General features: G+C 65.4%; 28 protein-coding genes. 8 read left to right on the top strand and 20 right to left on the bottom strand.

What is annotated here, in order from left to right; all coding sequences use genetic code 11:
* The first annotated feature begins 19 nt into the window (after positions 1–19).
* Positions 20–337, top strand: coding sequence for a quaternary ammonium compound efflux SMR transporter SugE (sugE, locus tag OCUBac02_RS15945; RefSeq protein ID WP_047572995.1), 318 nt, complete (start codon positions 20–22; stop codon positions 335–337).
* A gap of 9 nt (positions 338–346) precedes the next feature.
* On the opposite strand, the gene OCUBac02_RS15940 is transcribed toward sugE, so the two are convergent.
* The 4 genes from OCUBac02_RS15940 to OCUBac02_RS15925 all read right to left on the bottom strand — a co-directional run bounded on the left by OCUBac02_RS15940 (position 347) and on the right by OCUBac02_RS15925 (position 3,272).
* Positions 347–517 (bottom strand): hypothetical protein, encoded by a 171-nt coding sequence (locus tag OCUBac02_RS15940; RefSeq protein WP_156134367.1) that lies wholly within the window; start codon positions 515–517, stop codon positions 347–349.
* A gap of 203 nt (positions 518–720) precedes the next feature.
* Positions 721–1,758 carry a peptidoglycan-binding domain-containing protein gene (locus OCUBac02_RS15935; RefSeq protein WP_047572986.1) on the bottom strand — a complete coding sequence of 346 codons (1,038 nt, stop codon included), beginning with the start codon at positions 1,756–1,758 and terminating at the stop codon, positions 721–723.
* 157 nt (positions 1,759–1,915) lie between these two features.
* Positions 1,916–2,878: a LysR family transcriptional regulator gene (locus OCUBac02_RS15930; RefSeq protein WP_173046964.1), complete on the bottom strand. Its 963-nt coding sequence runs from the start codon at positions 2,876–2,878 to the stop codon at positions 1,916–1,918.
* Positions 2,879–3,026: 148 nt separating this feature from the next.
* Positions 3,027–3,272 (bottom strand): hypothetical protein, encoded by a 246-nt coding sequence (locus OCUBac02_RS15925; protein ID WP_173046962.1) that lies wholly within the window; start codon positions 3,270–3,272, stop codon positions 3,027–3,029.
* A gap of 60 nt (positions 3,273–3,332) precedes the next feature.
* Between OCUBac02_RS15925 and OCUBac02_RS15920 the strand changes: the two genes are divergently transcribed.
* The 6 genes from OCUBac02_RS15920 (at position 3,333) to OCUBac02_RS15895 (ending at position 5,821) form a co-directional block, all read left to right on the top strand.
* On the top strand, positions 3,333–3,587 hold the full coding sequence (locus OCUBac02_RS15920) for a hypothetical protein (RefSeq protein WP_173046960.1): 255 nt from the start codon (positions 3,333–3,335) through the stop codon (positions 3,585–3,587).
* Positions 3,584–3,964: a hypothetical protein gene (locus OCUBac02_RS15915; RefSeq protein WP_173046958.1), complete on the top strand. Its 381-nt coding sequence runs from the start codon at positions 3,584–3,586 to the stop codon at positions 3,962–3,964. The genes OCUBac02_RS15920 and OCUBac02_RS15915 overlap by 4 nt, the downstream gene beginning before the upstream one ends.
* A 109-nt stretch (positions 3,965–4,073) precedes the next feature.
* The gene (locus OCUBac02_RS15910) at positions 4,074–4,565 is read left to right on the top strand and encodes a Panacea domain-containing protein (RefSeq protein ID WP_173046956.1); all 492 of its coding nucleotides are present in this window, start codon (positions 4,074–4,076) and stop codon (positions 4,563–4,565) included.
* Complete coding sequence (locus OCUBac02_RS15905) at positions 4,531–4,944, top strand: hypothetical protein (RefSeq protein ID WP_173046954.1); 414 nt, start codon at positions 4,531–4,533, stop codon at positions 4,942–4,944. Before OCUBac02_RS15910 ends, OCUBac02_RS15905 begins: the two co-directional genes overlap by 35 nt.
* A gap of 48 nt (positions 4,945–4,992) precedes the next feature.
* A complete protein-coding gene (locus tag OCUBac02_RS15900; RefSeq protein WP_173046952.1) occupies positions 4,993–5,187 on the top strand; it encodes a hypothetical protein in 195 nt (64 codons plus the stop codon).
* Between the two features lie 124 nt (positions 5,188–5,311).
* Complete coding sequence (locus OCUBac02_RS15895; RefSeq protein ID WP_173046950.1) at positions 5,312–5,821, top strand: hypothetical protein; 510 nt, start codon at positions 5,312–5,314, stop codon at positions 5,819–5,821.
* On the opposite strand, the gene OCUBac02_RS15890 is transcribed toward OCUBac02_RS15895, so the two are convergent.
* The 4 genes from OCUBac02_RS15890 to OCUBac02_RS15875 form a co-directional block, all read right to left on the bottom strand.
* Positions 5,818–6,039 carry a hypothetical protein gene (locus OCUBac02_RS15890; protein WP_173046948.1) on the bottom strand — a complete coding sequence of 74 codons (222 nt, stop codon included), beginning with the start codon at positions 6,037–6,039 and terminating at the stop codon, positions 5,818–5,820. The genes OCUBac02_RS15895 and OCUBac02_RS15890 overlap by 4 nt on opposite strands.
* Before the next feature lie 143 nt (positions 6,040–6,182).
* Entirely contained in the window at positions 6,183–6,545 is a 363-nt protein-coding gene (locus OCUBac02_RS15885) for a hypothetical protein (protein ID WP_173046946.1), read from the bottom strand.
* Between the two features lie 253 nt (positions 6,546–6,798).
* Positions 6,799–7,455 carry a hypothetical protein gene (locus OCUBac02_RS15880; RefSeq protein ID WP_173046944.1) on the bottom strand — a complete coding sequence of 219 codons (657 nt, stop codon included), beginning with the start codon at positions 7,453–7,455 and terminating at the stop codon, positions 6,799–6,801.
* A gap of 29 nt (positions 7,456–7,484) precedes the next feature.
* Positions 7,485–9,230 (bottom strand): hypothetical protein, encoded by a 1,746-nt coding sequence (locus OCUBac02_RS15875; protein ID WP_173046942.1) that lies wholly within the window; start codon positions 9,228–9,230, stop codon positions 7,485–7,487.
* Between OCUBac02_RS15875 and OCUBac02_RS15870 the strand changes: the two genes are divergently transcribed.
* A complete protein-coding gene (locus OCUBac02_RS15870; protein WP_173046940.1) occupies positions 9,177–10,157 on the top strand; it encodes a hypothetical protein in 981 nt (326 codons plus the stop codon). The two genes, OCUBac02_RS15875 and OCUBac02_RS15870, sit on opposite strands and share 54 nt — an antisense overlap.
* Here the strand turns inward: OCUBac02_RS15870 and OCUBac02_RS15865 are convergent.
* The 12 genes from OCUBac02_RS15865 to OCUBac02_RS15810 form a co-directional block, all read right to left on the bottom strand.
* Positions 10,123–10,338 carry a hypothetical protein gene (locus OCUBac02_RS15865; RefSeq protein WP_173046938.1) on the bottom strand — a complete coding sequence of 72 codons (216 nt, stop codon included), beginning with the start codon at positions 10,336–10,338 and terminating at the stop codon, positions 10,123–10,125. The two genes, OCUBac02_RS15870 and OCUBac02_RS15865, sit on opposite strands and share 35 nt — an antisense overlap.
* Before the next feature lie 2 nt (positions 10,339–10,340).
* Positions 10,341–10,538 (bottom strand): hypothetical protein, encoded by a 198-nt coding sequence (locus OCUBac02_RS15860; protein ID WP_173046936.1) that lies wholly within the window; start codon positions 10,536–10,538, stop codon positions 10,341–10,343.
* 3 nt (positions 10,539–10,541) lie between these two features.
* Positions 10,542–11,042 (bottom strand): hypothetical protein, encoded by a 501-nt coding sequence (locus OCUBac02_RS15855; RefSeq protein WP_173046934.1) that lies wholly within the window; start codon positions 11,040–11,042, stop codon positions 10,542–10,544.
* The gene (locus OCUBac02_RS15850) at positions 11,039–11,527 is read right to left on the bottom strand and encodes an HK97 family phage prohead protease (protein ID WP_173046932.1); all 489 of its coding nucleotides are present in this window, start codon (positions 11,525–11,527) and stop codon (positions 11,039–11,041) included. The genes OCUBac02_RS15855 and OCUBac02_RS15850 overlap by 4 nt, the downstream gene beginning before the upstream one ends.
* Before the next feature lies 1 nt (position 11,528).
* The gene (locus OCUBac02_RS15845) at positions 11,529–11,750 is read right to left on the bottom strand and encodes a hypothetical protein (protein ID WP_173046930.1); all 222 of its coding nucleotides are present in this window, start codon (positions 11,748–11,750) and stop codon (positions 11,529–11,531) included.
* Between the two features lie 153 nt (positions 11,751–11,903).
* A complete protein-coding gene (locus OCUBac02_RS15840) occupies positions 11,904–12,299 on the bottom strand; it encodes a hypothetical protein (protein WP_173046928.1) in 396 nt (131 codons plus the stop codon).
* Positions 12,299–12,643: a hypothetical protein gene (locus OCUBac02_RS15835; RefSeq protein ID WP_173046926.1), complete on the bottom strand. Its 345-nt coding sequence runs from the start codon at positions 12,641–12,643 to the stop codon at positions 12,299–12,301. The genes OCUBac02_RS15840 and OCUBac02_RS15835 overlap by 1 nt, the downstream gene beginning before the upstream one ends.
* The gene (locus OCUBac02_RS15830) at positions 12,624–13,418 is read right to left on the bottom strand and encodes a hypothetical protein (protein ID WP_173046924.1); all 795 of its coding nucleotides are present in this window, start codon (positions 13,416–13,418) and stop codon (positions 12,624–12,626) included. Before OCUBac02_RS15830 ends, OCUBac02_RS15835 begins: the two co-directional genes overlap by 20 nt.
* Before the next feature lie 4 nt (positions 13,419–13,422).
* Positions 13,423–13,809: a hypothetical protein gene (locus OCUBac02_RS15825; protein WP_173046922.1), complete on the bottom strand. Its 387-nt coding sequence runs from the start codon at positions 13,807–13,809 to the stop codon at positions 13,423–13,425.
* Between the two features lie 999 nt (positions 13,810–14,808).
* Entirely contained in the window at positions 14,809–17,367 is a 2,559-nt protein-coding gene (locus tag OCUBac02_RS15820) for a VapE domain-containing protein (RefSeq protein ID WP_173046920.1), read from the bottom strand.
* A 334-nt stretch (positions 17,368–17,701) separates the two neighbouring features.
* Positions 17,702–18,160 (bottom strand): ProQ/FinO family protein, encoded by a 459-nt coding sequence (locus OCUBac02_RS15815; protein ID WP_173046918.1) that lies wholly within the window; start codon positions 18,158–18,160, stop codon positions 17,702–17,704.
* Positions 18,157–18,543: a helix-turn-helix domain-containing protein gene (locus OCUBac02_RS15810; protein WP_173046916.1), complete on the bottom strand. Its 387-nt coding sequence runs from the start codon at positions 18,541–18,543 to the stop codon at positions 18,157–18,159. Before OCUBac02_RS15810 ends, OCUBac02_RS15815 begins: the two co-directional genes overlap by 4 nt.
* Between the last annotated feature and the right edge of the window lie 68 nt (positions 18,544–18,611).

Genomic DNA, 18,611 nt, shown 5'->3' with positions numbered 1-18,611 from the left:
TCTCTCAAGGAGTGCCGGCATGGCGTGGCTCTATCTCTTCGTCGCGGGCCTGTTCGAGGTCGGCTGGGCCATCGGCCTGAAATACACGCAAGGCTTCACCCGGCTCCTCCCGACGCTGTTCACCGGCGCCAGCATGATCGTCAGCCTCGGTCTGCTCGGGCTTGCGCTGAAATCGCTGCCCGTCGGCACGGCCTATGCCGTCTGGACCGGTATCGGCACGATCGGCACGGCAATCCTCGGCATCGCCTTGCTGGGCGAGCCGGCGGGCGCGTTGCGGCTGGCCTGCATCGGCCTGATCGTCGCGGGCATCGTCGGGCTCAAGCTGGTCTCGGCCTGAGGGCCGGGCTCAGCTTCGGCGCCAGGATTCCGGCCAGTAGCCGCCGCGCTCCACCAGCACGATCAGAACGATGATCGCAAGCGTGACCACGATGGTCATGAGCTTGGCGTTCCAGGGCACGCCGCGGCCGATGAGCCAGATCAGGCTGAGCCCGATGATCAGGGGAATGACGATCTCCATGGAGAGATCGTAGCCCGTCCGACGGCAAGGCCGCAATCGCGCGCCCGCTTTCCGGGCCGTCCGATGTCGCTTGCCGGACAAGCCCGATGCAGCGCCGGCCAAGACGGATCGTCTGATCGCGCCCGATAGGCCGCGGCGTTCTCTATCAATAAGTTAGACACGGATTCACCGATCAGGTTGCTTCAACCTGATCGGATCCGGCTCTAGAAGCTTGCCAGGACCAGGCTGACGCCGAGCGTCGGGCTGAGCTTGGGCGGGATGATGTTGAAGGTCGCACCGTCCTGATTGATCGAGGCATGCGCGGACAGGCCGAGATTGAAGCCGCCGAACAGATCGATCTGCGTACGCTTGAACGGGCCGATCGGCGTCTCTGTCTTGAGCACGTGGATCACGGCCTTACCCTCGACAGTCGCACCGGCGGAGACTTCGCCGGCTGCGCCCCCCATGCCGACCGCGCCATTGGCGCTCGCCCAGAGATTGGCGTTGATCCCCGCTTCGAGCCAGTCTGCGATCACCAGCGTAGGCGAGGCGATTTCCACTCTCGTTTTCCAGGTTCCGGTCAGTTTCAGGTTCTGCTGGTCGAAGTCGAGATCGCCCTCCATCTTGAAATAGGGGCTGAAGAACTTCGGGGCGCGCGGCTGCACGATCTTGTTGATGCTGTAGGTCAGCGTGAGCTTGCGCAGGTCCTTGGTCGTGCCGATGATCTGCACCGATTGAGGCATCGTTCCGTCGAGAGGCAGTTTTTCCAGCAGCGCCAGCGGCTTTTTGAGGGCCTTGGGAACGACGCCATGGGCCATCATCGTCGCTGTTTTCAGGCCGATATGACGCAATTCCAGTTTCGGGACATCGATTCCGGTTTTCTCCAGGCGAGGCAGGGCCGTCCATGTCTGGATCTCGTTGCGCCGCGTCAGCAGTTTTCCGGCGGTGTCGAGCAGCGGCGGCAGCGGCAACGCCTTGCCGGTGAAGGCGAAGGCGTCGGCCGGCAGGTCGAGCGTCAGAATCTGCGTGACCTTGACGACCTCGAAAAGGCGGCCGCCAGTAAGGTTGCCGACGCTGCCGTCGTCGTTCAGCCCGCAGGCGCGCTGGAAAGTCTTGACCGCGCTTTCGGTATTGTCGCCGAAGATGCCGTCGACCTTCAGGTTGTTCTTGCCGCCGTTCATGATGTTGATGGCGTTCTGGATCGCGGCGGTGTTGTTGCAGCGCGATCCCTTCGAGACGGATTTCTTGGCAGGTCCCGGCATGTTCAGCCCCGTCGCGGCCTCAAGCCCAAGCAATCGCGCGGTGGCCGCAGGCGCCACGACTGCGGCGGCGCCTGATCGGGCTGCCGCCTCCATGCAGAGCTAGCATTGTGGAGGCTGCGCCCCGTCATTCACTTGACGGAGAGAGGAGAATAGCCGGTCAGGCGGTCTCGGCCGCCGAGGCGTCGGTCGCGCTGTTGCGTCCGATCGGACGATCACCCTCGACCAGCGGCTTCAGCCGCCCAAGCTCGGCGGCGAGGAAATTGAGGAAGAGCCTGACCCGGGGCGTATGCCGCATGTCCGGATGGGTGAGGAGCCAGAGATCTGCGGCAAGATCCGGATCGGGCTCGCCCAACCGCCTGAGGGCAGGGCGCGTGTCGCCGATGAAGCAGGGCAGGAAGCCGACGCCGATCCCGGCCTCGACGGCTTCAGCGAGGCCGAGAACGGTATTGAGCCTGTAGACGACCCGCTCCGGCGCGACATGGCGGGCGAGATAGCGCACCGCGCTCAGCATGGTGAACTGATCGCCGAGCGAAACCCAGCTACGCTCCCACAGGCTCTCGCGGAGGGGCGGCTCCGCATCGGGAAAATCGGCGGCCCGGCCGTAGAGCGCCCAGGCGATACGGGCCGGCTTGCGGCCGATCAGCGTCTCCGGAGGATTGTCGGTGGCGCGGATCGCGACATCGGCGTCGCGCTTGGAGAGATTGGCAGCCTGGTTGCCGATCAGGATATCGAGCCGGATATCCGGGCATTGCCCGAGGAAGCGCGCGAAGAGCGGCGTCAGCAGGTCGACCAGCAGTGAGTCATTGGTGGCGACGCGCAATTCGCCGGCCGGCTTGATCTCCTGTCCGGCTAGCTTGCGGGCGAAGGCGGTGATGTCGTCGTCGACGCGGGCGGCGAGCTGGATCATCTCCTCGCCGGCCGGCGTCGCGACATAGCCGCTGCGATGGCGCTCGAACAGGCGGGTGCCGAGCGCCTCCTCGATCTGGCCGAGGCGGCGGAACACCGTCGAGTGATTGACGCCGAGCGCTGCCGCGGCGGCCGGCAGCGCCCGCTTGTCGGCGATCGCCTTGATCAGGCGGAAATCGTCCCATGCTAGCGGTTTTTGTGCATTTGAATTCAATGGCTTAGCTTTCTTGATGGAAAATCATCTGCTATTCGTAAAGAACGCCTTTTTAGCGAGCGGTTTCTCACTCCGCATTTGGAGCTGGCGCCGCGCTGCTGGCAATGGGCGGGGTGCACAGCGACGCAACCGGACCGCCGCGAATCGTCTAGCGCCGCCGGTAACCTTTCGAAGCCGGGTCCGTGAGGTTCCATAGATAGAGCTGTTCGGCCCGCGCATTGGTCAGCATCCGGGCGGTGTAGGTGGCCAACTCCCGCGCCTCCTGCTCGGTCCAGCGGCCCATGGCCTCGGCGCGGGCAGGATCGCTTTCGAAGTGCAGGACGACGCTACGGCCCCACGCATCTTCGATCCGGTAGCATTGCGCGCCTCGTCTGACCCGCAGCGGGAATTTCATCCGGGTTGACTCTCTGCTGTCTATGTTCTCTTTCTGTTCTCATAATCCGAGGGCGCGAAAATGTCAGCACAGCCAGCCGACCAGCAGGTCGAGGATGCGTCGATTGACGCCGAAATCACGTCTCTCGTCGCCGACCTGATCGAAGAGCACGAGGGATTCGAGCGGGCGGCGTTTCGGGCGCTGGCACGGAGCTACCTGCTGTTGCTGGCCGAGAGCGGGCGGTTGGCGCTCGACGCCGATCGGTCATGCTCGCGCGGCTTCCTGCGCGGTCTGTTCTCGGAAGGCGCCCGGCCGGAGCGCGAGCAGGAATCGTGAATGAGCCGCCCGGCCCGCACACGTCGCTGGAATTCTATCCGTGGGTCGTGCTGCGCTTCCGCTGTCAGAAGTGCCGGCGCTACGGCGATGCGCGCCTTGCCAAGCTGGCCGAGAAATTCGGCGCGGCCGAGACGATTGGAATGCTGATCAGCCGTTTCCAAGCGACGTGTCCAAGCCGGCCGCGATCGAAGGGCGGCCGGCCGGTGGCTGACGCACAGTTCGCGTGCGGCGGCTATTGCCCGGACTTGAAAAGCAACCCGCCGCCCGATCTGCCGCCTTCGATGCGAGGGCTGACCTTGATCGCGGGCGGCAAGGCCAACATGTACCCGACTGACCCGGCGCCGGCCGAGCGCCGCCGACGGGTTGGCGAGGAATAGCGCTGACGGTGCGGAACCGAACGTTAACAAACGTGATTGGACAATAGCGTGCAGAATCGCCGAAGGGTGTCTGCAAGGGAGCGGCCCGCTAAGCGAAGGCCGAGAGGGAATGCTAGATAACGGCACATACGTTTCGCCGACCGCTGTTGCGACGTGGTTCGTCAATGCAGCGGATCGCAGCGCTGGTGAGGTCATTACTCACCTGAAGGTCCAGAAGCTCGTCTATTATGCCGACGCTTGGTTTCTGGCCAATTTCGATCGCGCGCTCATCAATGAGCACATGCAGGCATGGGCGCACGGCCCGGTGTCGGCGTCCGTCTATCAGAAATACCGAGGGAAGGGTTTCGAACCTCTGCCGCCAGAGCGCGCCGTCGCGCTGCCGGACGCGCTGCTTCCATTCCTCAAGGCGATTCAAAACGAGTACGGCCAATACACGGCCAAGCGGCTTGAGCAGATGACGCACGAGGAAGCGCCGTGGCACATGGCGCGCGGCAACCTGCCGCCGGAAGCGCGCTGCACTCAGCCGATAGACAAGCTCTTGATGCGCAACTTTTACGCGGCCCGCCTTGGCAAAGAAGCAATACAACAACTTCGCAATTGATAGCCTTCCTAAAGGTGGCACGGCCGGAGTTATCGACGTTCGCAACCTAGCCCCTGCGAGCGATGGAAAAGTCAATATCTCTATGAAATACTATCAGAAGACATATGAGTGTCTTTCTGATTGGACCAAGGACGAAATTCAGGGCTTTTCGTCGTGGCTCATTAAGATGGCCGAGCGCACGCCGGATCAGGTTACGTCAACGACGAAGACGTGCCACCGGCATCAGGGCAAGAGCAAGCACAGACTACCGACCGGGCTCAGCCCTGACGTCGCACTTTATGGCCTCGACGTCGGAAAGAAGCAGCGCGTTCACGGCGCCTTCGTCGGGGAGAGTTTCTTCGTGATTTGGCTCGACCGGAAACACCGCTTTCACGAATAGTCTGTAGTTAGCTTGCCACGGAAGCCCGGATCGAGCGACGCTTCCGGGATGAAACACGCACTCGCGCTCGCCGCCATCCTGCTCCTGACCGCTCCGGCCGTCGCTGATTCCCGCGACAAGCCGGTATCGAAGCGCGAATTCAATGCACTGATGACGCAGCTCTATGGATCGAAGGGGCCGGCCAGCACCAGCCGGGCGCGCGGCTTCTACAAGGGCGGCAATGGCGAGTGGCGGCGGCGCTGATACTAATTGCGCTAGCTGATACTAAAACTAGTTGACTCTTCTGATATCAATTAATATCAGGATTGCAGGCCGGGGGGATTACCGGCTTGCGCACCGCCCGCACTGGCCGGATGGAGTTACGAAAATGGAACCGGGCAAGCTCTTTCAGCGTTTCGAAGCCAAGCCGACGGACCTGCATGTCGGCACGCTCATGGTCACCGACGGCCGGATCGAGCACGAAATCGTGGACCGCAAGATGAACGGCGAAACCATGGTGTTCGTCGACACCGACCGGAACGTGGTGATCTACGCCGGGACCTCGAATCTGAACACCAACCATCTCGGCCGCATGTCCAACCACATCGCTGTTGAGACGTCGCACGACTGGTTGACGGTCTACATTCGGAAGTTCTGCCGGCGCGTCGACCTCTATTTGATGGCCGACAACCGTTATGACCATCTGACGACCCGATCGAGCAACAAGAAAGCGCAAATCAAGGCGGCCATCGCCGGGGTCGCTGACGATGGTTCGGCCACGCTGCGCGCGCAGCTCGCGAAGGTCGACGACCAGATTGCCGACCTGCTCAAGCAGGCCGGCGAGCTGCACGCGCATCGGGCATCGCTCGTCGCCGGGCTGTTCGCAGCGAAAGGCTAGTGCCCCCAGCGCTCCCGGAACTTGTGCACGGCCCGCGCCGTCAGGTCGCTTTCGTCCAGAGCGACATGCACCTGACTGGCCACAATGTGCGCCAGCCATATCCGGGCTTCGGCTTGGCCGTCCTCGTGGATCATGTCGGCGACCTCAGCCCATGCAGCATCTAGGGCCGCTTGAGCGCGGGCGAGGTCAACCGGATCGGTCAGCGACGAGAACGGCATGCGAAAGAGATATCGCACGCGCCTGCCGTGGCAAGAGCCGGGCGCTGATGGTATGGAAGGAACGTCGTCGCCATCCGCTGCCCCACAGCCCCGGCACGACCTGAAAGCCCTCGGTGCCGCAAGAGCCGGGGGCTTTCTGCTGGTCACGCTTCCGTGGCTGTCCGGTTCTTGGTCAGGCGCCGGAACCGGGCAACCTCTTCGGCGCTCATGCCGTCGATCGAGGCCCGGACGCTGCGGATGGGGCCGGGGCGCGGCGGCTCGTATTGGTCCAGCACATAGGTCGCGCGCTCGATCGCTTCGTCAGGCAAAAGACTGCGATAGACGTTGCAGGCCGCCAGCCATGCGACCGGGTCGCGCTGCTCATAGGCGATGGGTGCGAGCTTCAGCTCGTGCTCGCCAATCGGCCCGCGCCACCAATGGCCGGGATGGGCCGTGTAGCTGTCCGGGTTGCCGATTCCCGCCGCTTTTCGGCCGTCGCTGCGCACTTCGGTATGGTCGTAAGCCATGCCTTCCTCTTTGCTCGGTGAAAGGGTTGGCGGGGGCAGCTAACGGCCAAGCTGCCCCCGCCTATGGCACCGGGAACCGCGACGAACCCGGTGACCAATCGCTATGTCAGCTTCGCCCCGACGATCGAGGCTTCGAACTTCTGCCGGTCGCGGTGCGCTTCGAAGTAGCGATTCATGCGGTGCACGAGCGGCGATATCCTGATGTCGCGGGGGAAGGCGCCCACATGGTATTCGAGATACCAAGCCTCTTCCGTCAGGCTTCGGCACCGGGACTTGCCGGGCTTTCCGCCGGGGCCGGGTCGTCCAAAAAACGGCCCAAGACCTCCGTCAGCAGGAAGAGGCCATCGCCCATGGAAATCTGGTCGACGGCCCACGACGGCAGCGCAGACAGGCTGCCGGTCACCGGCCGGCCAATCTTCATGAGCGCGAGCACTTGGCCGATGCGGTCATCGGCGGTGATGACGTCTTCCATCTCGCCGAGCGTCTTGGCCTGAAACTCGATTTCGTCGATCACGGCGTCGCCCGCTCCCTTGATGGGGTCGCCCAGCTTGACGTGAATAGGCTCGGTGATGCCGTCCGCGTCCGGGTTGCCGAGCAGTTCGGCCCGGCCGGCGCTGGCGGCGGAACTGTCGATCGCCGCTTTCAGGCGCAGGCCAAGGCGCGGATGCAAGGCCGTGATCGCCTCGTCGTCCAGCTTGCCGGTCTGGCCGCTGGCGAGCTGCAGCGTCACCTGCGCCTTGAGCCGGGCACGGAAGACGTTGCGGGCGAAGGCTTCCGGCGAGCGGCCGGCGCGGGTGGCGGCGTTGGTCACGGCGACATAGGCCGCAAAGCCGATGGGGGCGACGGTGGCGCTCTGGACGGGCTGGCCGCCGAGGTTGAAGCTATATCTGCTGCAGTCGAGTGTGGTCATTGTCGCGGTTTCTCTCTGGGGGTGAAGGGTTAGCGGTGGACGTTGCTCGCGCCGACGTCGGGGCCGGTTTTCAGCTCGACGCCGATTTTCAGGCCGTTGACCCGCGCCATGAATTCGCTCGCGGCGGTGCTGCCGATGGTCGACCCCATGCCGGCCGGGTTGACGCCCGTGTTGAAGTTGGAAGCCGCCGTCGTGCCGCCCTCGGCAAAGCTGGTGCTGATGGCGAACTTGCTGTTCGTCGCGGCCGTTTCCATCGCCTGCGCCTGCTCGGCGACAAGCGCCCGCTGCGCCGCTTCGAACTTGGCGAGCTGCTCGTCCAGACTGGCGACCCGGCTGCGCTCGTCGGCGATCTCGCCTTCGCGGCGCAGGTTGTTCGGGTCGTCGGGCAGGCCGAAACGCTTGCTGTTCTCGCGCGACTTATCAAGCTCGGCCTGAAGCTTGGCGATGCGGTTCAGGCTGTCGGCACGCTCGACGACGGCCGCCGTGATTTCCCGCTCGACCTTGAGACGCTCTTCGCCGATGGCCTTGGTGACCTCGGTCGCCGACGATCCGGGCATCTTGCCTTGGCCGAAGGTGCCGGCCTCGCGCTGGCGTGCGATCTCGGCATCTTCGCCGGCATTGGCGACGGTCGGCTTGAGCACGATGGCTGCGGCAATGGCCGTCGCCAGAGCAGCGCCGACGGCAGGCAAGCCGAGCGCGGTGACCAGTGCAGCGCCTGCGACCTCGCCGGCCTTGATGCCCAGCGCAACGCCCGCCGCGCCGCCGATGGTCGCGCCGACCTGCTTGCCGGCATCGCCGCCCAGATACGCGCCGATAGCCTCGCCGATGGCCTGACCGCCGAAGCCGCCAGCGATACCGCCGACTGCGCCACCGACCGCGCCGCCGACACGGCTTCCCGGTCCCGGTGCGCCCGGCCCGCCGGGCACGGGGCGACCAGCCGCAGCCGATAAGGCCCGCGCCGCATTGTTGAGATTGACGGCCGAGGCGTTCAGGTTGCGGGCCGCGCCCGCCATCGGACTGAAGAAATCCAGCGTCTTTTTGGCGGCGAAGGCACCCGCGACCGCGACGGCCAGCGCTTCGGCAATCTTCGCCCCGTCCAGACCAGTGAAGTTGCCGCGCGAGATATTGCCCAGCGTGTCGGCAAGGCCGATGAGGCGGGATTTGATGGCGTTCGTCGCGCCGGTCGCATCGCCGAGCGCGACGGCCGCGTCCTGCGCCTTGGCGGACAGGTCGGCAATCGCCGTCGCGATGGTCGGATTGGCGATAGTCTTGTTGAGGTCGATTTGGTTGGTGCGGCCAAGGTCGCGCAGGTTCTTTTCGATGCTTGGAATGTTCTTCGCGAAGAAACGCTGCTGCGACTTGGTAAAGCCGGACTGCTCGGCAAGGAACTTGTTGACCGCCGTCTGGTCGTTCGGGTCCAGACCTTTGCGGCGCATGATATTCGCCAGCCGCTCGACGTAAAGGAATGGGTTCTGACGTTCCGCCTCGGTGGCGGTGCTGCGGCCCTGCGCATCGCGCAGGCCAAGCGCCTGCTGCTTTACGACGGCCTCTTTCTTGATGGCGTCCGCCGCCGCGACCATGGCTTCGCTCGCCATGCGGATTTCGGCCGTGGAAGCCTTGCCGCCCTCGTCGCGTGCCAGCACCGCCAGCTTGATCGCGTCATCGGAGAAACCGGCCGCGACCAGTGAACCGAGCTGCTGGCCGAGGCGCTTGATTTCCTCTTGCCGCGTGTCGCCGCCGGCCGAAATGTACGCCTTAAGCAGCCCTTCGGCCAAGTCGCCCTTGAGGTTGGGAGCGGCGCCCCGGAAGACCTCCAGCGACTTTTCGAGCTGGCGCGCCTCTTCGCCGCCGGCTTTGAAATTGCCGGTCGACTGACCGATGATCTGCGCATTGCGCGCGACGCGGTCGGTCAGCTCCTGAAGCTTGCTGTTGAACTGGTCGAGCGAGATGCGACCAGCCTTGAAATCGACGGTCAGGCCCGCCGCCTGCTCGATCGCGGCATCGCTGATATCGGCGATCGACGTGCCCCGGAACCGGGACGCAGACCGTTGCGCGGCTGCGGTCAGCGCTGTCGTATCGACGCCCGAAACATCGGCCTTCGCTCCGACCGTATCGGCCCGGCTGACGGCCCGGCCGCCGCTCGCGATGGCGCGGCCAACCTGCGTTGCGAGCGACGCGCCGGCCACGGCGACGAAGCTGCGCGCCATGATCCGCCCGGCTGCATCCCAGTTGGAATCGTCGCGGCGCCAGTGGAACAGGTTGTTCGGCTGGCCGGGACCGGGGCCGCGCCCGCCACCGCCGAAGCCGCTGGCGCCGAGGCGCTGACCGGGCAACGTCTGGCCGGCGGCGCGGTGCAGCTCGCCGATGCGGGTCAGGGCGCGGGCGACCTGCGACGAGTCCACGCGCACCGTCAGCGTCGGGAGCTGGCGCCGACCATTGGCAAGCTTCCCGATCTCCCGATCGAGCGCGCGAAGCTGTGCAATCTGCGCCTGCGCCTTGCCGGATGCGCCGCCCGCGAACAGGTCGATTTTGACGCCGCGCAGCCGGTTCGCGGACTGCCAGACTTGGCGCAGCGCGGCGTTGATCTTCGCGGCCGGGCCGGACGTCTGGTCCTGCAAGCGCAGGACGGCGGACTCGACGAAATTCGCCATCAGATTTTAGCTCCGGCTAGTGAAAGGTGGCCGGGGGCGGCGTGGTGTTGACCGGGTCGGCGCCGTCAACTTGCGCCTCACCGCACGCCGCCCCCTCATCCCCAAGCAGGCGGGAAAGGACCGCCGACGGGGATTCGAGAACATCAGTCACCACGTCGACCAGCTCAGTGCGCGCCGCCTCGACTTCGCGGCGGGCACGCTGTGCAGCGGCAAGCAGGTCGCGCTTGTCCATGATCAGCGCTTCCGCTTCGTCGGCGCCGGGGCCGGCGGACAGAACTGCCGATCGAACTGGTCGATCAGCTCGCGGGCGTGCATGGCGCTGCGGACATGCCCGGCGTAGTGAAAGGCCAGATGGTCGGCGAGCCGGGCATCGTCGGCCTTGGGGTTGCGCTCGCGGAAGTCGCGAATGGCGCGGACGATCGTCTGTTCCATCTTTCAGGCCGCCTTGTCGGTTGCGGGGCTGTGGTCCCGGACGAACGCCGCCAAGGCCGAGTCCGACATCGAATTGATGATTTTCAGCGCCGCGCCGCGAAGCGGGAACGCCGGCTCGGGCTGCGCGCTCATGGCGGTGACGGGCTGCGCCGGCCGGTCGGGCTTGCCGACCATGTAGTCGCGCGCCTTGGCCAGCTCGTCGGCGGTGAAGTCGAGCGCCCCGCTGATGAACAGATCGCGGCGGGCGTCGCCGATGCCGGTATTCTCGTGCAGGTCGAGCAGCAGCGGGCCGTTGCGCGGGCCGGCCATCATGCGGCGCAATTCCGCCTGCGCGAATTCGCTTTCGAGCGCAGCCATGGCTTCGGCCGGCAGCTCGATCCCGGCGTCGGCGAAGTCCTCAAGGTCATGGCGGCGCAGGCCGAGCTTGCTGGCCAGCTTCACCGTTGCTGCCCGGTCCAAGTCGACCAGATAGGCACGGAGTTTCTTGAGATGTTCGGCGGTCATCGGGTGGCTTCCTCGGGATAGCGGATTGCGGGCATGCGAAAGGCGGGCGCCTTGGCGGCGGCTGCGTCCTGCCGGGCGAACAGCTCGATCATGTCTTCCGGCCATGGGCAGGGCCGCACGAGGCAGTCCGGGCAGCCGGGCGTGAGAACGAGCGAGATTTCCAGCAGGTCCATGGGCGCGCAGAACCGGCCGATGCGAAAGCCGGTGTAGTTGAGCGAAAGGCCGCGCGGCTGACGCTGGCGGATGGCGACGATCTCGGCCGCAACGCCGGGCTGGCGATGGTCCAGCTCTGCAATCACGCGCAGGCCGGCGGGCGTCATCAGCGCGGAACGAAGGCGACCAGCCGGCCGGGCTTCGTCATGGCGCAGCAGAAAGCGGACGTTCTCGACGCCCTTCCGCTGGACGGCATCGGCCAGCATCGCCGGCAACGTCACATCGCCGTAGAGGTCCGGCCGGGCCGTGCTGGCGATGCCCTCGATCAGCATGTCAGCCTTCCGCCAGCAGATTGTTCAGGCTGTCGACGAACGCATCGGCCTCGGCCTGCGACCTGCCCGCCGCGATCAGCGTTTCATGCAGGCGCGGGGCATGATCTTCGATGTAATCGCCCGGCCGGATGTCGCCGACCTGCAGTTGCAGTTCGATGCGCGCGAGCATCACGGCCGCTGACATCTTGGCGAGCGCCGGCAAATGACGGTTGTCGAGCGGCATGGGGCCGGCTCCTGCAATGGTGCTTGGGAAGAGATGGGCCGCACCGCATGGGTGTTGGGGCCGATGTCTGCACTATACGCAGTGATTCGCTAGTCTGGCAAGCAGCGGTTACTTATTATGCAAGCGCGAATACTTACAGGCGCTTGCGAAACATTACCTGTCCCAAGGATTGCGCGGGATGAAATACGGGGCCTGCACGCCAAGGGGCAGCACTTCCTCTTTCGGCCGGGGCCGCGTGGCCGTCGGATCGAAGCGGGAGCCGTCATGCTGCTCGTCGAGCGGGATGGCGCGGGCGCGATTGCGGGCGGCGGCCTCGCGCTCTTCGGCGGCCTTGCGGCGCAGCAGGTCGTGAAGGCGGGACTCGGCGCGCTGCTTGGCCAGCTTCGTCCAGTGCAGGCGCATCGGATGCGGGTCGGGCATGCCGAGCAGCTCGTCCAAGTCCGCGATGTTGGCGCGCACCTGCTCGATTGCGGCGAGCGTTTCCTCGCTGGCCATGACGGGCCGGCGGCGGGTGAACAGTCGCGGAAGGCGCGAGAGAAAGCGGAACATCAGTCGTCGTCCAGATTGTAGCGGCTGCGGAACGCAGGATCGTGCAGGGCGCGGCTATAACCGGGGTCGCCGGGCTGCGGCCCGTCTGGCTCGGCTGGCGCGATCGGCGGTGACCAGTTGGGGATGACGGGGTGGACCGGGTCGACGGGAGCGATGCCGAATTGTGCTTCCGCCTCGGCCTGCGACAGCGTCTTGCTGCGGCCCGTCTCGCTGGCCAGAAAGCGACCGGCCGGGATGGCGGCGATCTTGATGTCCGGCAGCTTCGGAGGCTCGCGCCGGGCGATGTGCTCGGCCAGCGCCTCGGCCAATCGGTCGAGCCGGGCTTCAGTCAGACGGAGCGCCATGGCTCTTCATCCACTCTTCGAAGGTTGGCGGTTCGGGCGGTGACTGGTCGTCGTCTTCCGGCAAGGGCACGATGACGATGCCATCCGGCATGCCCGGCATGGTCGACGCGGCGGCGGGCTGTGGTGCCGGTGCGGCGTCGGGCTGCGGTGATGGGGCTGCGGCCATAAGGGCGTGGCGCTTCTCGGCCTCGACGAACCGCGCATAGAGGTCCCGCAGCCGGGCATCGTTCCGGGCGTCCAGAGACTTTTGGATCGCAGTCGCAGCGGCGGCAGTGAGCCGACCGGCGAGCACGAGCCGCGCCACCTGCTGGTGCGCATCGGCGGCGTCCAGTTCGAGCAAGCTGTCGATCGCGCCATCGGCAAGGGCCGGGTCGTCCTGTCGGATTGCCTCAAGCTGCGCGATGGCACGCAGGCGAATTTCAGGATCGTAGACCGGGCTGATGCTCATGAGGCCGAGATGAACGGCGTTCGTTCCGGCCAGCACACGGGCGATGCGCCGCTTACGCGCCGGCTCCGTCTCTGGTGCGAGGTCCGGCGGCGCAATCTCACCACGGAGCACGGCAAGCGCTGCGTCCATGGCGCCGAATTCGGCCAGTCGGGTCGCGGCGGCGGCGCGGCGGGTCCGGGCGGCAAGCTCTTCCGGCGACACGTCGTCAGCGTCCGGGCCGGTGTCGCTGCGCTGGCCGTCTTCGGTACGGTCGTGATCCTTCCTTCGCTGGCCTCTGACGACCACGGGAAGACGGGGCGGCGGCTTCGTCGGGTTGGGATTGGCCATCGGGTCAGCCCTGCTTGCTCAACCAGACGGCCAGCGGATCGACGCCGCCGCCGGGCGTGGTGGCCGCCAGTTCGTCGCGCAGGCGCTGCTGCCGGCGGCCGAGGTCGAGATAATCGCGCGGCGCGGCGTTCGTGCCCATGGCGATCGTCTGTTCGGCCTGCTCGATCAGGATGGCGACGGCGGCGAGGCTGCGCAGGATGGCGAGCTGCGCCGGGCTGATGGCGTTGGCGATGCCCGCGCGCTGCGCCTCGGCAAGCATCAGCTCTTTGTAACGACGCCCGCGACGGCTTCGAAGGTCAACGCCCGGTGCGATGTCGCTGCCGTTGCCGACCCGCGTCCCGCCATGGTGACCAGCCTTCGGCAAGGTCCGCTGCTTCATTGGAACGACCATCGGTTTCCTATCGGTTTGTTGGCGACGATCCGCCCGTAACGCGCACCTAGTTTCATTGGTATACCTATGAAATCGTCAGGACGATAGCCCGGTCCATTGTCTGGACTATGCTGGTTCACAGGGATCGACGGATCAGCGCCGGCCGTCAGCCGAACCGCAGCAGGTCCAGAGCGACCAGACGAGGCGTCAGAACGGCCCGCCAGAGGCTCCCGAAAGGCCCATTCCGGCGCTCTTTTTGGACGACTGCCGGGCGGCTGGCGCTAAGTCTCTGACAACGCACGCAGGGCAGCGCAGGCCAACGTGCGTTTTCCGCCTCATCGGGGCGGGAAGGGCTTAGGCGAGCTGGAATCGAGGGTCTTAGGAGGTCAGCCGGGCAGGGGGGCCGGCAGGTCATATGCATACGAATGATTGGCCTACAGGTTGATAGCGCAAGCGGTTCTTGAGCTGCTGGGGGTGCGGCGAAGCCGATATGACCGTACCCGGCGTTACGGGCGGCAGAAAAAAGTTGTTAACGTAAGGACGGCTTTATGGGCTGCTTTTCAGACCGGGACCGACCAAGCGAGGCCGGATGACTGGAACCGAAGATCGAACGGAACCGAAGCCCCAAACCCATCAGTTCCTACTTTAACTGCGCGCCGGCCTGCGTAACGCTGTACGGGCCTGTACGATGGGGGGAGTGGAACTGTGGAACCGTAGATTCCCAAGTGGCGCCTATGAGGGCTGGGGATAGGTACTGCTTACCTGCCGCACGTACCTACTGCACTAGCTCTAGGCCCTTTCCCAGTAGTCTCTATAATTCATCGGTTCCATCGGTTCCATCAGTTCCAAGCTCTGAAAGTGCCGTGTTTACCGCTGTTTTCGTGGAACCAATGACGTGGAACCGATGCCAGACCCCCGGCAGTTCATTGGTTCCGGGCTTCCGCCCCGACCCCGCAAACGAAGAGGGCGGCGAGATTGCTCCCGCCGCCCCATGATGGCCATCAATGTACCTGGGCGTCGCTAGGGCGCCGGTCCCGGTTGGAAGGCACCAGCAGCGACGCCCGCCCCCGTGCCCGCCTCCGGCGTCGTCGCATGCGGCCGGCGCAGCTCTTTCCGGTCCGTGGACAGGACGAACTGCACGGAGCCGGTCAGCCCTTCCGTGATGCGCACCCAATGACGGGGGCGCGGGGCGCCATTGCCTTTGTTGGCACCCTGCTCACGTTCGAAGCCGAGGTCTTTCATCATCCGGCCTAGCGCCGGCTTGCTGCCGCGATGCGTCGACCGGAACAGCTCGACGTCAGCCCCAGCGATCCGCTCTTCGCCGTGCGTCGCATCGCCAAGCATCTCGATCAGCAGTTCTTCACAGTTGCTGCGACCGCGCGATGCGGCCTGCACTTCGGCAGCGACGCCCCACAGCTCGCGAGGCAGGCGGAACGTCTCCGTCCAGTTCGATGCCACCAGCTCCTGCACCGCGAGGCGCAACAGCCATTCCTTGGCCTCCCTGAACCGCGCCAAGTCGATTTCGGCGCCTTCCGGCATCTTCACCGGGAGGAAGCGACGATCGCCGCTCTGGTCGCGCAGGGGCGTCTCGTCATTGGTCGTGCCGATGAAGATGAAGCGCCGGCCGCGCTCGGTCGTCTCGCTTCCATAGGCGAGCCGCGACGAGTCATGTGTCTTGGACAGCATGCTTTTGACGTGCTCGACTTCCTTGCCGCGCACGGTGGCCATTTCGGCGAATTCCACGACCGCCTTGCCGCCCGTCTCTTCCAACACTTTCTTGTCATCGGCGCCGAGCGGCAGGCTTTCGCAGAATGCGGCGCCCGGTTCCATGCCCGGAAGGTCTGGCGAAAGCTCTTTGCAGAACGTCGACTTGCCCTTGCCCTGATCCTTCGAAATCAAGACGACCATCTCGTCCGACTTGCAGCCGGGCAGGAGGATGCGCCGGATCATCGAACCGACCAGATAGCGACCGACGGCGCGGTGGTAGGGCGTATCCTCAACACCGACGATCGCCGGCAGCCAGTTTTCCAGAGTGAGGCCGCTATCGTGACCGCGCACCGCCGCCGGGAACATCTGGTGAAGGTTGCCGAGATAGTCGCGCATCGGGTCGACGACGTTATCGCCAGCAGCGTACTTGAGGCCGTCGTAAAAGAATTCCTTCCCGACCGGGTAGTTTAGCCCCACGCCGCGCGCCTTCATGAACAGGCGGTTCTTGTGCCTGTCCTCGACCTTTTCCCATCCCTGACGGCCGGGCATCCGCACTTGGTCTTTGCGCTCCCATTCATTGTGACGGAATTCGGCGCCGAGATACCGAGCCATAAGCAAAACGTTCTCGGTGATATCGGTGAGCGGGTCGCCTTCCTTGGTCGTGATGAGGCCCGTGTCGGGGTCGGTCATCGGCGTGATCGTCTTCGTCGCTGCTGGCGTCGTGACCGGGGCTTCCTGCGTCGCTGGCGCCGGGGCGAACTTGCTGCCGTCCACTTCCTCGGCCTTCGTCAGCGCCGTCGCATTGCTCGATACGCCAGCCGCACCGCCATGGGCCGCAACGGCCGCGCTCAGTTCCGATTGCACGATCGCCGCGCGCATCTCCTGTCCATGGCCGAGCGAGGCCGTACAGCCCCGCGCCAAGTCCCGGTGCACTTCGCCCGGCAGTTCGGCCAGCCAGTCGTCCAAAAGGTCCAGCCGGGACCGGGCGACGATGCCGAAGCGCAAGCCGAAATCAAAAGCGACGCCACCGCGCCCGGTGCCTTCCGCCATGCCAGCGATTTCCGCGGTCGTCTCTTCCGCTGCGCGCTGCGCTGCCTCGATCATCTTGTCCGTGATCGGTCCGGCATAGGGCGGCAGTTCCGAAATCTCGCGCTTGGCGTCGAGACGTTTCCAGCCGAGCGGGGCGAGCGCTTGATCGATAGCGGCCAGCCCTGCCCAGAGGTCGACGACCGGGACCGCGTCCGCCGGCACGCTGAGCGGATCGCCGCCATGCCATTCATAGCGGCCCTGCGGCGTCTCGTGCAGACGGTCAGGATGAAGGCCATAGGCGACGAACTGTTTCGGTCCGGCTTTCGTGCCATCCGCGAGCAGTTGCATCGTCAGGACGTCGGCGCCGCGTTCCCATTTGAAATCGCGGGACGTGGCATCCGCTACCGGGAGCCGGCGCAATGCGAGGAACTTGGGAGGCCGTCCGACGCGGATCAGAACGTCTTGCCCATTGATCCGCAGCAGGTCGCGGACCGCGTTGCCTTCGGCTTCGAAGCCGGCACCGAAATCGACATCGAAGGCCACCCACGAACAGAGGCCGGCCGGGTCGAACGACACGCCACCCATGCGCAGGCCGAGATTGCAGCCGTCGGTGAAGTGCGCCAGAGCATGCGCCGTATTGCAGACTTGCCAGTTCGTAAGCTCCGGCCGCTTGCCGGGGGAAAGCGGAACTTCACGCCCCTCGGCGTTGACGTAGCTCTTCGGCCCGTCCGGGGCCGTGATGGGGATAGGCTGATACCCGTTCGCGGCGAGCTGGTCGGCAGCGGCGCGCGAGGGCTGGCCGTCGAAACGGAAGAGGGAAGGATCGAAAGAGGGGATAGTCATCTCGTGCCCGTGTATACGCACACGCCCGCTAGGGCTTGTGCTTGGTCGCAATGAGGGCTACAAGAAGATGTGCATTTTCTTCTTTTGTAGCCCGGTTTGCGCCGGTTCTTCGCCCCCTCGGATTGATGTCCGGGGGGTTTTCTTTTGACCCGACCTTGGACAAGCGCGGGTGCCTCCTGATTTGCGGAGCCTAGGGCTTCGCCGGCATTGGCTCAAGTCGATTTCTGTTTATTTCCAATGGGTTAGGCGCTTGCGAAATAATGTCGTTCCGCGCATGGGAACGCTTTAACGGTCTGATTGGCTTGCCGTTCCTCCGGAAGCAACGCCCGCGCGGTCATGCCGCGTTCCTCTTGAGCGAGAGCCGGGGCTTGGCCGCGTTGATGCCACTGGCCTTCGGCGCCGGTGCAGGGACCGGTTGCGCCACTTCCGGGGTGACGGCTGGCGCGGGCATCAGCTTGCCGTCTCGACGGGCGAGCATTGCGGTCAGGCGCTGCACTGCATGCTGGCGCGCATCGTCCGTCGGTGCCTCGCCCGGCTGGCCGTAGAGATCGACCCGGCGCGGACCATAGGCGACGCTGCGCAGGTATGTGACCGAGGCGCAGTGCAGGGACATGGCCGTGCCGAGGTCAGCCCGGTTCAGGTCCGGATTGGCCGCTGCGATCGCATCCGAAATGCCGATCGCCAACGCCGGCCGGTGACGGGCGAAGGCGAGCGGGTAGCGCGCTTGCAACGTGTCGAGCATCGCGAGGACGCGGGCACGGCGGGCCGCCTTGTTGCTGATGGCTTCGCTCATGACGCCGCCTTGCCGGTGGACGTGGTCCGGCCGGCGCCCATGAACAAACTGAAATCGGCCTTTGCAGGCGCCGGGGCGGCGGGCTTGGCGGGCTCGGCCGCCTTCGGCTCGGTCACGACCGGGGCCGGGGTCTGCTCGATCGTCTGTTCGGCCGGAGCCGTAAGGCCGAACGGCTGGCCCTTGACGGACTGCGCGCGCAGCTTGTGCAGCATCGCCTGCAGGTCGTCGGCAAGGATGATGTTGCTGCGGCCGTTCTTGACGAAGGTCACGAGGCCGGCGTCGCGGTGCGAGTAGAGCATCCGCTGACTGATGCCGGTGACTTGGACGGCTTCGTTCAGCGTATAGGAGAGGCGCGGCAGCGGCGCCGGGGTCGTTTCAGACATGGCAAATCAGCCTTGCTCAAGGGGAAATCGGACCCGATGAAATGACTGTGGCTGACCGGCTGACTGAC

The organism is Bosea sp. ANAM02 (genome assembly GCF_011764485.1).
Lineage (GTDB): Bacteria > Pseudomonadota > Alphaproteobacteria > Rhizobiales > Beijerinckiaceae > Allobosea.
This window is presented reverse-complemented; position numbering and strand designations above follow the sequence as displayed.

Bases quoted from the DNA above. Each gene is read 5' to 3' on its own strand.
- OCUBac02_RS15940 (WP_156134367.1), bottom strand. From the start codon at position 517: ATGGAGATCGTCATTCCCCTGATCATCGGGCTCAGCCTGATCTGGCTC.
- OCUBac02_RS15885 (WP_173046946.1), bottom strand. From the start codon at position 6,545: ATGGCTTACGACCATACCGAAGTGCGCAGCGACGGCCGAAAAGCGGCG.
- OCUBac02_RS15920 (WP_173046960.1), top strand. From the start codon at position 3,333: ATGTCAGCACAGCCAGCCGACCAGCAGGTCGAGGATGCGTCGATTGAC.
- OCUBac02_RS15825 (WP_173046922.1), bottom strand. From the start codon at position 13,809: ATGGTCGTTCCAATGAAGCAGCGGACCTTGCCGAAGGCTGGTCACCAT.
- OCUBac02_RS15810 (WP_173046916.1), bottom strand. From the start codon at position 18,543: ATGTCTGAAACGACCCCGGCGCCGCTGCCGCGCCTCTCCTATACGCTG.
- OCUBac02_RS15895 (WP_173046950.1), top strand. From the start codon at position 5,312: ATGGAACCGGGCAAGCTCTTTCAGCGTTTCGAAGCCAAGCCGACGGAC.
- sugE (WP_047572995.1), top strand. From the start codon at position 20: ATGGCGTGGCTCTATCTCTTCGTCGCGGGCCTGTTCGAGGTCGGCTGG.
- OCUBac02_RS15910 (WP_173046956.1), top strand. From the start codon at position 4,074: ATGCTAGATAACGGCACATACGTTTCGCCGACCGCTGTTGCGACGTGG.
- OCUBac02_RS15925 (WP_173046962.1), bottom strand. From the start codon at position 3,272: ATGAAATTCCCGCTGCGGGTCAGACGAGGCGCGCAATGCTACCGGATC.
- OCUBac02_RS15830 (WP_173046924.1), bottom strand. From the start codon at position 13,418: ATGGCCAATCCCAACCCGACGAAGCCGCCGCCCCGTCTTCCCGTGGTC.
- OCUBac02_RS15815 (WP_173046918.1), bottom strand. From the start codon at position 18,160: ATGAGCGAAGCCATCAGCAACAAGGCGGCCCGCCGTGCCCGCGTCCTC.
- OCUBac02_RS15835 (WP_173046926.1), bottom strand. From the start codon at position 12,643: ATGGCGCTCCGTCTGACTGAAGCCCGGCTCGACCGATTGGCCGAGGCG.
- OCUBac02_RS15845 (WP_173046930.1), bottom strand. From the start codon at position 11,750: ATGCCGCTCGACAACCGTCATTTGCCGGCGCTCGCCAAGATGTCAGCG.
- OCUBac02_RS15880 (WP_173046944.1), bottom strand. From the start codon at position 7,455: ATGACCACACTCGACTGCAGCAGATATAGCTTCAACCTCGGCGGCCAG.
- OCUBac02_RS15900 (WP_173046952.1), top strand. From the start codon at position 4,993: ATGAAACACGCACTCGCGCTCGCCGCCATCCTGCTCCTGACCGCTCCG.
- OCUBac02_RS15855 (WP_173046934.1), bottom strand. From the start codon at position 11,042: ATGACCGCCGAACATCTCAAGAAACTCCGTGCCTATCTGGTCGACTTG.
- OCUBac02_RS15865 (WP_173046938.1), bottom strand. From the start codon at position 10,338: ATGGACAAGCGCGACCTGCTTGCCGCTGCACAGCGTGCCCGCCGCGAA.
- OCUBac02_RS15820 (WP_173046920.1), bottom strand. From the start codon at position 17,367: ATGACTATCCCCTCTTTCGATCCTTCCCTCTTCCGTTTCGACGGCCAG.
- OCUBac02_RS15890 (WP_173046948.1), bottom strand. From the start codon at position 6,039: ATGCCGTTCTCGTCGCTGACCGATCCGGTTGACCTCGCCCGCGCTCAA.
- OCUBac02_RS15850 (WP_173046932.1), bottom strand. From the start codon at position 11,527: ATGCTGATCGAGGGCATCGCCAGCACGGCCCGGCCGGACCTCTACGGC.
- OCUBac02_RS15840 (WP_173046928.1), bottom strand. From the start codon at position 12,299: ATGTTCCGCTTTCTCTCGCGCCTTCCGCGACTGTTCACCCGCCGCCGG.
- OCUBac02_RS15935 (WP_047572986.1), bottom strand. From the start codon at position 1,758: ATGCCGGGACCTGCCAAGAAATCCGTCTCGAAGGGATCGCGCTGCAAC.
- OCUBac02_RS15860 (WP_173046936.1), bottom strand. From the start codon at position 10,538: ATGGAACAGACGATCGTCCGCGCCATTCGCGACTTCCGCGAGCGCAAC.